This window comes from Salipiger bermudensis (genome assembly GCF_017309175.1).
Lineage (GTDB): Bacteria > Pseudomonadota > Alphaproteobacteria > Rhodobacterales > Rhodobacteraceae > Salipiger > Salipiger bermudensis.
In genome coordinates, this window is record NZ_JAEKJV010000011.1 from 1 (window position 1) to 14,564 (window position 14,564).

Consider the following 14,564-nt stretch of genomic DNA (forward strand, 5'->3'; position numbering starts at 1 on the left):
AGCTCCATCAGAGCCATTCTGTCGTCGGTCATCGTCATCTCCGTCTCAGGTTTCAGGTGTCGCAACCCGAACCTTCTCCGAAGATCGACGGTGACCGCCAGCGTCGCATGTGGCGACGCCCGCGGATTCCTACACCACGCTATGGGGCACTATCGCCGGTGCCGGGCAGCGGGCGTGATGCTCGGCATTTTAAGCAGATCCGTTTTGTCGCGGGCGCGGTGGTCAGGTATACAGGGAGTGGCCAGAATGGCCGGATCCACATCGAACCGTGCGCTGCGTGGGAGCAGCCAAGGGGTGAGAGCGGGGCCCGGCCAGCCCGGGCCCCGCGTCGCATGACCCTTATCGGAATGGCCTGCGTCGAACTGCCCGCGCGGTCACCTCGGAACAGCGCCAGCACCAGCCCGATCACCGAACCGCCGAATGCCGTGCAACCGCTGTCGATCAGCGTCGGGCAATCGCGCCGAAGCGCGTGTCTCCGGCGCGATTGCCCTGCTGTCGTGGCAGCGCCAGCGCACGGGCGATCTGCCTAGGGATCGAGACCGGCCATCTCGCAGACCAGCCGCCATTCGGCCTCGGTCACCGGCTGCACCGACAGGCGCGCGCTTTTCACCAGCGCCATCTCCGAGAGCGCCGGCTCCTGCTTGATCTGCTCCAGCGTCACCGGGGTCTTGGCGGCCTGCACCGCCTTGATGTCGACGCACTCCCAGCGGGGATCATCGGTGCTGCTGTCTGGATGGGCGGCAGCGATCACCTCGACGGTGCCGACCACGGCCTTCTCCTTCTGGGAATGGTAAAAGAAGCCCCGGTCGCCCACCGCCATCTGGCGCATGAAGTTGCGGGCCTGATAGTTGCGCACGCCGTCCCATTCCTCGCCCGCATCGCCCTTGGTGACCTGGTCCTGCCAGGACCAGGTCGAGGGCTCGGACTTGAACAGCCAGTAGCTCATCCGATCACCTTCTTCCACGCCACGAGCTCGACGCTCTCGAACAGGCCGGCCTTGGCGTAGGGGTCGTTGGCGGCCCAGTCCTGCGCCGCGCTCATGTCGGTCACGTCGAGGATCACCAGACTGCCCGCCATTTCTCCGGCCTCATCGAGCAGCGGCCCGGCCTGCGCCACCACGCCGGTCGAGTCGATATAGGCGAGATGGGCGTCGCGGTTGTCCTTGCGGGTCTGGAGCGCGCCGGTCTTGTCCTTGGCGATGAGGGCGATCAGCATGTCATTCTTCCTTCAGTGGTCGGTTGAGCAGGTAGGTGATGGCCTCGGAGACGCTGGTGCCGCCGCCGCCGACCTCGTGCACCATGGCGCAGATCGGCAGCTCGATCCCGAGCTTGGCGGCGAGCCGGGTCACCGCCTCGGCGGTCTTCACGCCCTCGACGGTGAGGCTGGGATCGAAGCGCTCGTGCTTCCCGAGCGACAGGCCGAAGCGGTAGTTGCGCGACAGCTCGGAGGTGCAGGTCAGCGCCAGATCGCCAAGTCCGGACAGGCCGGAAAGGGTCTCGGGCTTTGCGCCCAGCCTGGCGGCAAGGCGGGTCATCTCGGCGAAGCCCCGGGTCATCAGAGCGGCGCGGGCGCTGTCGCCCAGCCCTTCGCCGATGCAGGCGCCGCAGGCGATGGCGATGACGTTCTTCAGCGCCCCGCCAAGCTCGGCGCCGCTGGTGTCGGTGGTGCGATAGAGCCGCAATGCGCCGGTGGAGAGCTGCTGTTGCAGCGCGGTCCCGGCGGCTTCGTCGCGGCAGGCCAGCGTCAGCGCGGTGGGCAGGTTGCGGGCGATGTCGTCGGCGAAGCTCGGCCCGGTGAGGATCGCCGGAATCGCCTGCGGCTTGGCATGGGCGATGACGCCGGTGGGGCCGGTGAGCTCTTGCAGGTCGACGCCCTTGCAGCAGGCCACCAGCCGCTGCGCGGCCAGCGGGCTCTCGATCCGGGTCAGCACGGCATGGAGCGACTGCATCGGCACGGCGAGCAGCAGGGTCCCGGCCCGGGCAACGGTCGCGATATCGGTGCTGGCAGAGATCGCCTCGGGCAGTGGGATACCGGGCAGCCGGGGCGCGCGGCGGTCGCTGTTGATCGCCTCGACGGTGGCGGCGTCGCGGGCCCAGATGCAGATCTCGTGGCCCTCGCGGGCGAGGCTGAGGGCGAGGGCGGTGCCGAAGGCGCCGGCGCCGAGGACCGCGATGCTCATGCCTTGGCCCCCTTCTTGCCGGAGCCCAGCAGCGGCGCGGCGGCCCGGTCGAGCGGCCAGCGCGGGCGGGCCGAGAGCGCCATGTCGGAGGTCTCACCCTCGGCCAGAAGCTCGCCCCCGGCATAGGCGATCATCGCCGCATTGTCGGTGCAGAGCCGCAGCGGCGGGGCGGTGAATGCAACGCCGCGCTCGGCGCAAAGCGACTCGAGCGCGCCACGAATGGCCCCGTTGGCGGCGACGCCGCCGGCGATGGCGAAGGCCGGGACCGCGGGGGCCTCTGCCAGGTAGAGCGCCAGCGCCCGGCGGGTCTTTTCCGCCAGCACGTCGCGCACCGCGGCCTGGAACCCGGCGCAGAGATCGTCGCGGTCGGCCTCGTGCAGCCCGCCCTGCGCCTCGACCAGCTTGTCACGCATCCGCAGCAGCGCGGTCTTGAGGCCGGAGAAGCTCAGGTCGCAGCCCTCGCGGTCGAGCAGCGGGCGCGGGAATTTGAAGCGGGTCTCGTCCGCGTCGCGCGCGGCGGTCTCGACCGAGGGGCCGCCAGGCTGCGGCAGCCCGAGCAGGCGGGCGGTCTTGTCGAAGGCCTCGCCCGGCGCGTCGTCGATGGTGCCGCCGAGGCGGGTGAAGTCCTCGGGTCCGCGCACGATCAGGAACTGGCAATGCCCGCCCGAGACCAGAAGCATCAGGTAGGGATAGGCCAGCCCGTCGGTGAGCCGCGGCGTCAGCGCGTGGCCGGCAAGGTGATTGACCCCCACCAGCGGCTTGCCGAGCCCGGTCGCCAGCCCCTTGGCCAGCATCACGCCAGAAAGAACGCCGCCGATCAGACCCGGCCCGGCGGTCACCGCGATGGCGTCGATTTCGGAGAGCGGCAGGTCTGCCTCGGCCAGCGCCTGCTCGACGGCAAGGTCGAGCTTCTCGGCATGGGCGCGGGCGGCGATCTCGGGCACCACGCCGCCGAAGGCCGCGTGCAGCTCGGTCTGGCCCATCACCACGGAGGACATGATCTCGCGCCCGCGCAGCACGGCGGCGGCGGTGTCATCGCAACTGCTTTCCAGTCCTAGGATGATCGGCTCGGGCATCGGCGGGTCCGTTGCATTGTCGTCCCCTTGCAGCTACCACCTGCTCATCCGCCCCACAATGCCGGAGCGCCTATGCCCCCGCCCGAGCCCATCCTGCTGCTGACCCGCCCGAAGGCGGCCTCGCGGCAGTTCCTGACGGCGCTCGAAGACGCGGGGCTGAGCGGGTTCCGGACCATCGTCAGCCCGCTGATCGGCATTGAGGTGACCGGGCCGCTGCCGGATCTCGAGGGCGTTGGCGGGGCGATCTTCACCTCGGCCAACGGGGTTCGGGCCTATGAAAAACTTGGCGGCCCGGTGCTGCCGCTCTGCTTCACGGTGGGCGATGCCACCGCCGAAGCCGCACGCAAGGCGGGATTCGCACCGAAGAGCGCCGGTGGTGATGCCGCCGCTTTGGTCGGATTGATCATCAAGGAGGCACCGGGGGTGCCGCTGGTGCATTTCCGCGGAACACATGCCCGGGGGGCCGTGGCCGAGCGTCTGCGTGGGGCGGGGCTCAGCGCCCGCGAGGCGGTGATCTACGACCAGCCTGCACAGGAATTGAACGCCGGGGCAAAAGCGGCGCTTCAGGGCGATGCCCCTGTGATCGTTCCGCTTTTCTCTCCGCGAAGCGCGGCCCAATTTGCCGGTGGCGCCCGCGGCGGCGCGCCGCTTATCGTCGCAGCGATGAGCAGAGATGTGGCCGCGGCGCTGGAGGCGCTATATGTGACTCGACTGGAGATTCTGGCACAGCCCGACGCCATAGGCATGCGGCGGGCGGTGATTGGTTTGTTGACGGACTTCGGGGCGCTTGTGAAACCTCGCGGGTCTGTGAAAGGTTAGACAGGCGCGAGTACCGTGCCGAAGCAAGATTTTTGAAAGGGTGGAGCGTGGCCGACGAAAAAAAGCCAGTGGATGGCGCCGAGGAACAGGCAGACGAGGCGAAGACGCCCGAGACGGAACTGACCCCGGAGACAACCTCGGACGCGGTCGTGACCGAAGAGGACGACGCCGAGATCACCTCGAGTGAGGCCGGCGACGATACGCCGACCGGCGAGATCGAGGATCGCGAGGCCGGCGAAACCGTCGCGGCTTCCGGCGATGACAGCCTCACGGATGACGACAGCCTGAGCGAAGCGGGCGATGACAGCCTCGTGGATGACGACAGCCTGAGCGCAGCGGGGGACGACAGCCTCGCGGATGACGACACGCTGGCTTCCGGCGAGGACAGCGTCGGGGACGATACGCTCGAAGGCGATGACCAGATCCATTCGGCCGGCGAGGCCGAGATGCTCGCGGCGGAGGAGCAGAGCTCGGATAGCGATGCCCGCGAGTCGGACCCGGCCTCGGTACATGAACGGCTTGCCAGTTCCCGCGCGGCGTCAAGGGCCTCCGCGGCACCGGCCCCAGAGCTTGCGACCCACGAGACCGTGGTCGAGCGCAAGGGCGGGTTCATGCCGATGCTGCTGGGTGGGGTGATCGCCGCGGCGCTGGGCTACGGCGCCTCGTCCTACCAGTCCGGCACCTGGCCCTTCGAGACCGCTGCCGAACCCGACAGCTTCCGCGAAGACACCACCACCGCACTGGGCGAGCAGGCCGCACGCATCGACGCGCTGGCCGCCGAAGTGCAAACCGCGACGGACGCCGCCAACGGCATCGACCTTTCGGGGCTCGAAAGCGCGGTCGAGGCGCTTCGCGCCGATCTCGACGCCGCGTCCGGCTCCTACGACGCGCTTGCCGGCCGCATCGACGCGATCGAACGGCGCCCGGTGGAAGAGTCGGTCTCGCCCGAGGCCATGGCCGCCTACGAGAACGAGCTGAACCTGCTGCGCGACGCCATCGCCCAGCAGCGGCTCGAGGTCGAGGAAATGACCCAGCAGGCGCTCGAGGCGGAATCGAACGCCGAGGAGCAGGCGGCGCTGTCCAAGGCCCGCGCCGCGCTCTCCGAGGTCTATGCCGCGCTGAGCGCCGGCGAGCCCTATGCCGAACAGGTCAACACCATCGAGGCCAACGGCGTTTCGGTGTCCTCCGAGCTGTCCGGACCGGCGGGCGACGGCGTTCCGACGCTGGCCGCGCTCACCGAGGATTACCCGCCGGCGGCGCGTGAGGCGCTGTCCGAGGCGCGACGCCTCGAGAGCGACGCCGAGACCGGCACCCAGCGCTTTGCCACCTTCCTCGCCGATCAGATCGGCGCACGGTCGGTGACGCCGCGCTCGGGCGATGCGCCGGATGCGATCCTGTCGCGGGCCGAGGCCGCACTGCGGGACGGCGATCTGCAACAGGCTCTGACCGAGCTCGAGGCCCTGCCGGACGAGGCCAAGGCACCGCTGTCGGACTGGATGGCTCGGGCACAGACCCGGGTCGCGGCGGTGTCTGCCGCCGACGGTCTGGCTCAGGAACTGAACAAGGAATAAGGGTCGCACAATGCTCTGGTCACTTCTGAAGATCATTCTCTTCGTCGCCGTCGTGGCGGCCCTGACCCTTGGCGCCGGCTACGTGATGGAAAGCCAGGGCGGCATCCAGATCACCGCCGGCGGCTACGAGTTCAACCTCGGGCCGCTGCAGTCGGTGATTGCCGTCATCGTGCTGGTCATCGCGCTTTACGTGGTGTTCAAGCTGGTCTCGCTGCTCATCGCGGTGCTCAAGTTCATCAACGGCGACGACACGGCGCTGTCGCGCTATTTCGACCGCAACCGCGAGCGCAAGGGCTACCAGGCGCTGTCGGAAGGCATGCTGGCGCTGAGCTCCGGCGAGGGCAAGCTGGCGATGGCCAAGGCCCAGAAGGCCGACCGCTACCTGCACCGTCCCGGCCTCACCAACCTGCTGACCGCGCAGGCCGCCGAGATGACCGGCGACACGCGCAAGGCGGAAGAGGTCTACAAGAAGCTCATCACCAACGACGAGACCCGCTTTGTCGGCATCCGCGGGATGATGAAGCTGAAGCTTGCCAAGGGCGACACGGAGACGGCGCTCAAGCTGGCCGAGCGTGCCTTTGCGTTGAAGCCCAAGCACCCCGAGATCCAGGACACCCTTCTGCAGCTTCAGGCCCAGAAGCACGACTGGCGCGGGGCGCGCCAGACGCTGTCGGCCAAGCTCAAGCACGGCTCGCTGCCGCGTGACGTCTACCGTCGCCGCGACGCGGTTCTGGCGCTGTCCGAGGCCAAGGACATCTTCGCCGAGGACAAGCCGATCGAGGCCCGCGAGGCGGCCATCGCCTCGGCCAAGGGCTCGCCGGACCTGATCCCCGGGGCCTGCATGGCGGCCCGCGCCTACATCGCGCGCGGGGAGCAGAAGAAGGCCGTGCGCATCCTCAAGAAGACGTGGAGCGTGCAGCCGCATCCGGACCTCGCCGCCGCCTTCGCGGAGATCGCGCCCGACGAGACCCCGGCGGAGCGCATGAAGCGCTTCCGCACGATCACCTCGATCCGCCCGGATCACCGCGAGACGCGCCTGCTGCGTGCCGAACTGGCGCTTGCGGCCGAGGATTTCCCTGAAGCGCGCCGCGCCATGGGCGATCTCGTCGACAAGGAGCCCGATGCCCGCACGCTGACCGTGATGGCGGCCATCGCGCGCGGCGAGGGCGCCCCCGAGACTGAGGTGCGTGGCTGGCTCGCCAAGGCTCTGGTGGCGCCGCGCGGCCCGCAATGGGTCTGCGACAGCTGCCACCATATCCACGGCGAGTGGGTGCCTGTCTGCGAGAACTGCGGTGGCTTCGACACGCTGAGCTGGACCACGCCGCCGCAATCCGACGCGGCCCCGGCGGGCGCCGAGATGCTGCCGATGATCGTCGGTGCGCTCGAGGACACGTCCAAGGACGAGAGCGCCGAGGCTGAGGCCGAAGACGCCCCCGAGATCCTCACGCCCAATCCTCCGACCGAGGAGGGCAAGACCGCCGCCGAGGAGACGGTCGAGGATGCCGAGGAAGTCTCTGACGAGCCTGAAAAGGAAGGCGCAAAATAGCCCTTCCCCCCGGGCGGCCCCGGTGCTAAGAGGCCGCCCACCAGTGCCGGTGTAGCTCAGCTGGTAGAGCACGTCATTCGTAATGATGGGGTCGTAGGTTCGAGTCCTATCACCGGCACCAGGTCCCCTTCAGACCCCACCTGTTCCGCAGGCGATCAAGCGCAGCCGATTGGCGCAGAGCGATTCGCCACACCCGGCGAAGCGCGACGTTTTGCGTCTCGGGTGATTCGAGAGATCGCGGAATTTTGCAACCTTGGGGTGTGCTGGAATCTCCGAAGTCATTGATTCTCGGGGATTGCGACCGGATGCCGCGGTGTAGCGGAGAATCTTCTGGACTTTGCGCCCTTCGTGATGTGTCGTGCGTCCCACGGAGATATCGGAGGTCGGCCCGCCGGGAGGAGGAGGCGGACCGACCGACAGACGGATGGCGCTGAAAGGGAGAAGGGCCATCCAGTCGTGTACCGGTCGCCCCTGGGGAGGATTTGGGGCGACCGGGCGTCTTCTACCGAAGTAAGCACCCTGCCGTGGATCGCAACCGTGACGTCGTCGTTAACCCGCGACATGCGACCAATTGGCATATCCGCTGCACATCTTTTCATCGGTGTTCACGGCAAACGAGCCTCGCACGAGCAGCGCGGGAAATCATCCGACAGGCGTGTAAACCTCTTGGAAACACGTCTCGGGGTATCGAAGCCTTGGTTGCGCTACCGTTTCATGCTAATACGAAGGCCCGTCACTGCTCGGACGGGTTGCCACACAGGAAGGCCCATTCACTGGACAGCCCGTCTGCCCACGTCTTCCTGCATGTTCAGCAGTCCTTAGGGAGAGGATCACATGACATTTTTCAATCGCGAACAGGCCAACGCCGTAGAAACCCTGCTCAAGCGCGGCATGTCTGATTTCGATATCGCGCGCAGCGTCTGTGCCGACAACGAAGACCCGGAACTGCTGCTCGAGGCGGTCTCGGCCCAGCGCGAGCGCCGGGAGCGCGCCGACGCGCTCTGATCTGCTCAACCGGAAAAACGACCCTGGGCGGCGATGGCTCGCCCTCGGTCCTGTCTGAGCCCGAGGCCAGACACCACTCCCGCAACATCAGGATCTCGACGCGCTGAAGAGCGGTCAGGTGCCTTTGGGCATGTATCGAAGAATTCGTGGGGGAGGAGCGCGGCGACCCTCAGGGAGGAGGAGAGAGGGCCGCCGCTGATTTCCGGGGTTCAGGGAGGAGGAGAGAACCCCAGGAAACTTTTGAACACCTTGTCGGCGTTGTTGGTATACAAATAAGCGACGCTGCATTGCAGAACAATATCTCTTTCTGCAAGGCAGCATTGAGATTTTTGCATGGCCTTCGGGCCACGGGGATCCTACGCGCGATGCCCTCCTGCAAGCCAGCGGCGGGGGCCGCAGAAGACCCCCGCCAAGCCCGGCTCAAGCAGAAAGACGGACCGGTCGTACAGACCGACACTCGTGACAGCGACAAAACTCATACCGTCAACACTGGTACTCGACGGCCAACAGGGCCGTGACCACTTACCCACTCGCTACGCGAACAGACACAAACACCTCACCCAGATCGGACTTTGCCCCAAACACACGGGGCGCCCCTTCCTGACCGGGCCACTCTTCACCGCACTCCCCGATACACTCGTGACCGCACGGAAAAGGTCACTGGTTACCGCACATCCCGAAAAACACTTACCAAACCTCTTATGCGGGCCCCGAACATCTTGGGGCGCCGCGCATTTCCTTGCGACGAGCTCAGCCCGCTTCGCGCAGACCTGTGACGGACGGACCCAACCGCTCGGAGACAAGGTTGTTCCAAGCCGCAGCGAATTCCGCCGCGGCACCTGAGGCGCGGCTCTGGTCGGCGGCATTCGCGCCAGAGCGCAGGGCGAGCGAGAGCGCGTTGCTCCAGCTCGCGATGCCGTGGCCGCGCACGAAGCGGGCCTCTGGTCCGGCGCTGTCGCGCAGCCCGTCGACATCGGCGACCACCAGCCTGCGGCCTGCGGCCCGGGCCTCGAGCGCCACCAGCCCGTAAGCCTCCCAGCGCGAGGGCATGGCCACAAGATCGACGGCGCGCATCGCCGCCTCGGGCGAGATCGCGTGACCGTGGAACGTGATGCGCTCGTCCCCTTTGGCGAGGGCACGCAAGCTCTCTTCCTCGGCACCGGTGCCAAAGATCTCGAGCCGCAGCGATGCGTCGCGGATCTCGGTCACGGCGCGGATCAGCACGTCGAAGCCCTTCTGCCGGTCAAGCCGCCCGATGGCACCGATGGTGCGCCCGCCGGGGCGCGGCGCGGGCAGGGCGCGGAAGCTGCGCAGATCGACCGCAGAGGGGATGACCCGCAGCGCCTGGGGCTGCACCAGCCGGCGCGCGGTGAGCCAGTCGCCCTGTGCGTGGCTGACCGCCACCACGGTGTCGAACAGTGCGTAGGCGTTGCGCAGAAGGGTGAAGAAGCGCAGCTTCGAGGGCACGTTGAGCGCGGTGAAAGCCTCGGTGTAGCTGTGCTCGACATGCACCAGCGGCAGGTGGGCATGGCGGGCGCGCAGCGACACCAGCGCCGGCAGCCGCCGCCAGCTGATCGAAAGATGCGAGACGATCATGTCGGCCTGCACCGCGGGGATGCCCTTGTTGCGCGGCACGGCCCGGATCTCATGATGCGCGGCCTGCGCCATCAGCGGCGAGCCATAGATGTGATCCAGCACCCGCATGACGCCGCCGGGGGTGGTGTCGTCGACCAGGTGAACGATGTGGGGAAGCTTGGACATCACGAAACTCTCCTTTGGCAAACGAAGGATCACGACCGGCCGGCGGTCAGGACATTGCGGGCGAACCGCATCGGGGCGTCGCCGTAGCGGGCGCAGAGCCGGGCGGCGGCGAGGGTGGTCAGGCTGCGCAGCGGCTCTTCGTAGAGCGGCGCGCGGGATTCGGCGAAGGCGCGAGTGACCAGGTCGCAGGCGGCCTCGCCGTCGTTGCTGCTGACCGCGCGGCGGGCGAGGTAGCGCAGCTGGTAGGCGCGGGCCGCCGCCTCGTGGCGCGCGAAGAAGGCCGGGTCGGAGGGGCGCAGCTTCGTCACCATGCGCTCCCACGCGGCGAGCTGCGCATCGGTGCGGGCCGAGAGGCCGGTGGCGTTGATGCGGTACTCGGTGAGCAGGCCGGGCACCCCCTCCATGCTCCAGTCGGTGGTCAGCGCGAAGCGCAGCCAGCACTCGATATCCTCGGACTGGCGGAAGGTCTCGTCGAAGACCCAGTCGCGCTTGGTCTCGCTGGCGGGGCGCCACGAGATCGCCTCGAGCGCCTCGCGGCGGAACACCGGCACCGAGCCGTTGCCCACCGGGTTGCGCTTGAACACATGCGCGGTGCTCACATTGCTCAGCCGCGGGCGCATGGCGTGGCCGGTGCGGCGGCCGTTTTCGTCGATGAAGGCCGAGCCGGCATAGCTCAGGCCGACATGCGGCGAGGTGGCAAGGTGCAGCACGTGGGCGTCGAGCTTGTCGGGCATCCAGCGGTCGTCGGAGTCGCAGAACCCGATCAGCGCGCCGCGGGCATGGGCGATGCCGGTGTTGCGCGCGCCGGCCAGGCCACGGTTGTTCTGCTGCACGATGCGCACCCGGCGGTCGCCCTTGGCATGGGCCTCTGCGACCGCGGCGGTGCCATCGGTGGAGCCGTCATCGACGACGATGATCTCGAAATCGCCGAAGCTCTGGGCCGAGAGCGCGTTCAGCGTCTCGGGCAGGGTGGCTGCGGCATTGAACGCGGGGACGACGATGGAAGCATAAGACATCGGGCGGCTCCTTATTTCGAGAACAGGGTGTGGCGCAGCGGCGCGGGAAGCGCCGGGGCGAGCATCGCGGCAAGCGCGGTGGCGGCCCCGCGATGCAGCGGGAACAGGAAGGCACGCGCGTCGCGGCGCAGGCCCGAGAGCGCGAGGCGCAGGGCGAGGCGCGGCTCGCAGCCGACCCGCAGCGCGCGGCGGGCGAGGTAGCGCAGGTGGATGGCCTCGGCGCGGTCATCCGGGCTGAAACCGAAGCGGCGCGCGGTCTCCATCGCCTGCTCGCGGCCCCGGAGCATGGCGGCAAGGTCCGAGGACAGGCCTCCGCTGCTGGTGCGGTAGCGGATGTGATCCTCGTGCAGGCCGCAGAGCTCGTGGCTGCTGCCGACGAGACGGATCAGCCACTCGAGATCCTCGTTGTGCACCATGTCGGCGCGGAAGCCGCCGAGCTTGCGGAAGACGTCGGTGCGGACGGTGAGGTTCGACATGGTGCAGACCGGGTTCTCGCCCATCAGCATCGGCACGGTGACGCGGCCCTCGGGCACGGTCGAGCGGGCTCCGACCTGCGCCGGGTCGCTCTCGAAAAAACCGATGCGGCCGAACACGGCGTCGGCTTCGCCCATCAGCAGCGAGGTCACGACCGAGGACAGCTTGCCCGGCAGCCAGATGTCGTCGGCATCGCAGAAGGCGATGAACGCGCCACGAGCGAGGTCGATGGCGCCGTGATTGCGCGCATCGCTCGGGCCCTTGCCCGGGTTGCGGACCACGGTGAGGCGGGGCTCGTCTTCGGCCAGCGCCTGTGCCACGGCAAAGGTGTCGTCCTGCGAGCCGTCCTCGACGATGATCGCCTGCCAGTCGACCCAGGTCTGACGGGTCAGGCTCTGAACCGTGGCGGGCAGGGTCTTGGCTGCGTTGTAGGCCGGGATGACGATAGTGATCAGGGACATGGGCTTACACTTTCACGAAAGACTTCACGAGGACCGGTCCGAAGGCGAACCGAAGCGCCGGCAGGGAGACGATCATCATCGTCAGGCTGGCGGTGACGAGGTAGCCCCACGCGATGGTCTCGAGGCCGTGGGGGGCGGTGAGGGCGATGTTGGCCATCAGCGCGGCGGTGAGGAGGACGGTGGCGAGCAGTTCCTGCTGGGGCCGGCCTTCGGCGCGCATCCAGCCGGCGGCGGCGGTCCAGAGCATGGTCGGGATCGCGGCGAGGCAGAGAACCGAAACCACCCCGCTGAGATCAGCCCAGTCGGAGCCAAGGAGCAGCGGCACGTACCACGGTGCGAGCAGCGCCTGCAGCACCACCGCCGGGCCTACGAGGCCGAGCGACACGCCAAGCCCTTGGCGCAGCGCGGCAGAGCGGTCGCTGCTGCCGCACAGGTGCGGGAAAAGCACTGCGGCGAAGGCGGTCGAGAACGAGGTGGCGAGGCTGAGGCCGGCGTTGAAGGCCATGAAATACATGCCGAGCGCGGCCGGGCCGAGCAGGGCGCCGACGATCAGCTTGTCGGCCTGCATCCGCGCCGCCTTTACGATCTCGACCCCGAGCACCGCCCAGCCGAAGGACAGGAAGGGCCGGATCGGCGCCTTGCCGGCGGCTTTGTCGGCTTTCCACGGGTGCAGGGCGCGCATCGAGACGAGCCAGAACGGCGCGGTCAGCAGCCGCGGCAGCACCAGCGCCAGCGCGCTCGGCCAGACCAGCGCCAGCAGCACCGAGAGCAGGTTCGCCATCACCGCCTGGCCGCCGGCAATTGCGGCGGTCTGCTTGAGTTTGCCGGCGCGCAGCGCGAGGCCGGTCTGCACCAGCCCGCCGGGCATGAAGGGATATTCGCCGGCAAGCACGAGAATCATCAGCGCCAGCGGCACGTTGCCGGTGAGCGCCCAGACGCCGGCGGCGATGGCGCTCTGCACGGAGAAGAGGCCGAGGCACCATGCCCAGTTCAGGCCGTGGGCGCGGTTGCAGGTCGCGGCAAGCTCGGTGTCGGACGCGGCGATGATGCGTTGCCCGACACCGTTCTCCGTGAGTGATTTCAGCAGGTCCCCGGTGGCCAGCGCCGCTGCCGCGACGCCGATCTCGGTGGCGTCGAGGGTGCGGGCAACCGCAATGACGACCCCCAGCCGCGACAGCTTGGTGGCGACTTCGGAGGCGCCATAAGCGAGCAGGTGGCTCATCAGTGGGGTTGCGGTGCGGGACACGGTCAGGTTCTCCTTGATGTTGGAGTAACCATAAATTGCAGGCCCGGTGCTGTCCTGCGCTCGGCGGGAGAGCCAAGCAACTCATGAGAGAGTAATCCTACCCTTGAGGATAGGTAGGCACTGCACATGAGCGAATTTTCTGTCATGCTGGCGACAGATAAGAAGAAAAAGCAGATCACGTGAGGGTTGCATGTCGAGCGCAAGCCGCAAAACCTTAGGCCTTTTTCTGGGCGTCGGCCTCGTCGCCGGCTGCGGCCCTGCGCCGTCGCCGAAGAACCTCGGGCCAATCGACGATGGCGGCGGCTACCAGGCGCAGTATCGCGACCCGCCGCTGAGTTTCGCCGAGACCCCGATACTGCAGTCCGAGCGGCTGAACGCCGCGCGCTGCAAGCCGCTGGCGGGTGGTGTCGCGAGCGGCGATGGCAAGACCGGCGGGCTGGCGCATCACGCGCTGCGCGGCGAGCGGCTGTCGCGCAACGATCTGGTCGACATCCGGGTCGCCGATGACGAGACGTTCGTCGGCAATTACGTGGTGTCGCGCGATGGCACGTTGAAGCTGCCCTTCCTGCCGCCGGTCCGCGCTGAGGGGCGCACCACCGCCCAGATCGAGGCCGACCTGATCAACGCGCTGCTCAATGACGAGTTCTATGACGAGGCGCCGCGCGTCTCGGTCCGTGTGGCGGATTTCGCCGGTGTGTCGGTGGCGGTCTCGGGGGCGGTGTTCGAGCCCCACGCGGCCGAGATCGGCCGGGTCTCGGGCGATGATCTCGACATCGCGCGACAGACCGCGCTGGGCGCCTCGACCGAAGGACGCAACCTCTCGGCCGCGATCCGCGCCGCGGGCGGCATCCGTCCGGATGCGGATATCTCGGCCGTCGAGCTTTATCGTGGCGGACAGCGCTACGTTCTGGACATGCGCGGTGTGTTCGAAGGGCGCAACGCGGTGGACGTGATGCTGATCACCGGCGACGAAGTGATCGTGCCGTCGCGCCAGTGCTTCCAGGAAGACCTGATGCGCCCGAGCCCGATCTCGCCGCCGGGTGTGTCGATGTTCCTGTCGAACCTTACGGTGCCCGCCACCGGCAACGCGCCCTCTGCCATCGGCCGCGAGGTGCGTCAGGTGCCCTACGGGACGCGCATGATGCAGGCGGTGATCGACACAAACTGCGTCGGCGGCACCCGCACCACCAGCGCGCATCGCTCGGCGATCCTTGTCACCCGCGACCCGACCACGCAGGTCTCGACGGTGATCGAGCGCAGCATCGAGAACCAGCTGCGTCGCCCGGACCGCGACGATTACGACCCCTACTTGCTGCCCGGCGACGGCATCGCCTGTTACGACAGCAGCGTCACCAACCTGACGCAGGCACTGCTGGCGGTGGGTGTCGCCAAGGCGGTGCTGCCCTGACG

13 protein-coding genes and 1 tRNA gene are annotated in these 14,564 nt (G+C 68.1%); 6 read left to right on the plus strand and 8 right to left on the minus strand.

Annotated elements, in window-relative coordinates; all coding sequences use genetic code 11:
• Positions 1-526 precede the first annotated feature (526 nt).
• From JF542_RS15220 to tsaD, 4 genes are read right to left on the minus strand one after another with little or no spacing between them, the layout of a single operon-like run.
• Positions 527-946: an EVE domain-containing protein gene (locus tag JF542_RS15220; protein ID WP_207076448.1), complete on the minus strand. Its 420-nt coding sequence runs from the start codon at positions 944-946 to the stop codon at positions 527-529.
• Complete coding sequence (locus JF542_RS15225; RefSeq protein WP_207076449.1) at positions 943-1,215, minus strand: YciI family protein; 273 nt, start codon at positions 1,213-1,215, stop codon at positions 943-945. The genes JF542_RS15220 and JF542_RS15225 overlap by 4 nt, the downstream gene beginning before the upstream one ends.
• 1 nt (position 1,216) lies before the next feature.
• Entirely contained in the window at positions 1,217-2,179 is a 963-nt protein-coding gene (locus tag JF542_RS15230) for an NAD(P)H-dependent glycerol-3-phosphate dehydrogenase (protein ID WP_207076450.1), read from the minus strand.
• Entirely contained in the window at positions 2,176-3,255 is a 1,080-nt protein-coding gene (gene tsaD, locus JF542_RS15235) for a tRNA (adenosine(37)-N6)-threonylcarbamoyltransferase complex transferase subunit TsaD (protein WP_207076452.1), read from the minus strand. The genes JF542_RS15230 and tsaD overlap by 4 nt, the downstream gene beginning before the upstream one ends.
• Before the next feature lie 72 nt (positions 3,256-3,327).
• Between tsaD and JF542_RS15240 the strand changes: the two genes are divergently transcribed.
• From JF542_RS15240 to JF542_RS15260, 5 genes are all read left to right on the plus strand, one after another.
• Positions 3,328-4,074, plus strand: a complete 747-nt coding sequence (locus JF542_RS15240) for a uroporphyrinogen-III synthase (protein ID WP_207076453.1) — start codon at positions 3,328-3,330, stop codon at positions 4,072-4,074.
• 47 nt (positions 4,075-4,121) lie between these two features.
• Positions 4,122-5,645 (plus strand): COG4223 family protein, encoded by a 1,524-nt coding sequence (locus JF542_RS15245; protein WP_340689160.1) that lies wholly within the window; start codon positions 4,122-4,124, stop codon positions 5,643-5,645.
• A 10-nt stretch (positions 5,646-5,655) separates the two neighbouring features.
• Positions 5,656-7,191 carry a heme biosynthesis protein HemY gene (locus JF542_RS15250; protein ID WP_207076454.1) on the plus strand — a complete coding sequence of 512 codons (1,536 nt, stop codon included), beginning with the start codon at positions 5,656-5,658 and terminating at the stop codon, positions 7,189-7,191.
• 45 nt (positions 7,192-7,236) lie between these two features.
• Positions 7,237-7,312 (plus strand) — tRNA-Thr (locus JF542_RS15255).
• Positions 7,313-8,025: 713 nt separating this feature from the next.
• Positions 8,026-8,196, plus strand: coding sequence for a hypothetical protein (locus tag JF542_RS15260; protein ID WP_007795849.1), 171 nt, complete (start codon positions 8,026-8,028; stop codon positions 8,194-8,196).
• 750 nt (positions 8,197-8,946) lie between these two features.
• On the opposite strand, the gene JF542_RS15265 is transcribed toward JF542_RS15260, so the two are convergent.
• Genes JF542_RS15265 through JF542_RS15280 form a run of 4 tightly spaced genes read right to left on the minus strand, consistent with a single transcriptional unit; the run spans position 8,947 to position 13,130 of the window.
• Positions 8,947-9,957, minus strand: a complete 1,011-nt coding sequence (locus JF542_RS15265) for a glycosyltransferase (RefSeq protein WP_207076455.1) — start codon at positions 9,955-9,957, stop codon at positions 8,947-8,949.
• A gap of 29 nt (positions 9,958-9,986) precedes the next feature.
• Positions 9,987-10,973 (minus strand): glycosyltransferase family 2 protein, encoded by a 987-nt coding sequence (locus tag JF542_RS15270; RefSeq protein WP_207076456.1) that lies wholly within the window; start codon positions 10,971-10,973, stop codon positions 9,987-9,989.
• An 11-nt stretch (positions 10,974-10,984) separates the two neighbouring features.
• Positions 10,985-11,908 carry a glycosyltransferase family 2 protein gene (locus JF542_RS15275; protein ID WP_207076457.1) on the minus strand — a complete coding sequence of 308 codons (924 nt, stop codon included), beginning with the start codon at positions 11,906-11,908 and terminating at the stop codon, positions 10,985-10,987.
• Between the two features lie 4 nt (positions 11,909-11,912).
• Complete coding sequence (locus JF542_RS15280) at positions 11,913-13,130, minus strand: oligosaccharide flippase family protein (protein ID WP_207076563.1); 1,218 nt, start codon at positions 13,128-13,130, stop codon at positions 11,913-11,915.
• 214 nt (positions 13,131-13,344) lie between these two features.
• Between JF542_RS15280 and JF542_RS15285 the strand changes: the two genes are divergently transcribed.
• On the plus strand, positions 13,345-14,562 hold the full coding sequence (locus JF542_RS15285) for a polysaccharide biosynthesis/export family protein (protein ID WP_207076458.1): 1,218 nt from the start codon (positions 13,345-13,347) through the stop codon (positions 14,560-14,562).
• Positions 14,563-14,564: the final 2 nt, after the last annotated feature.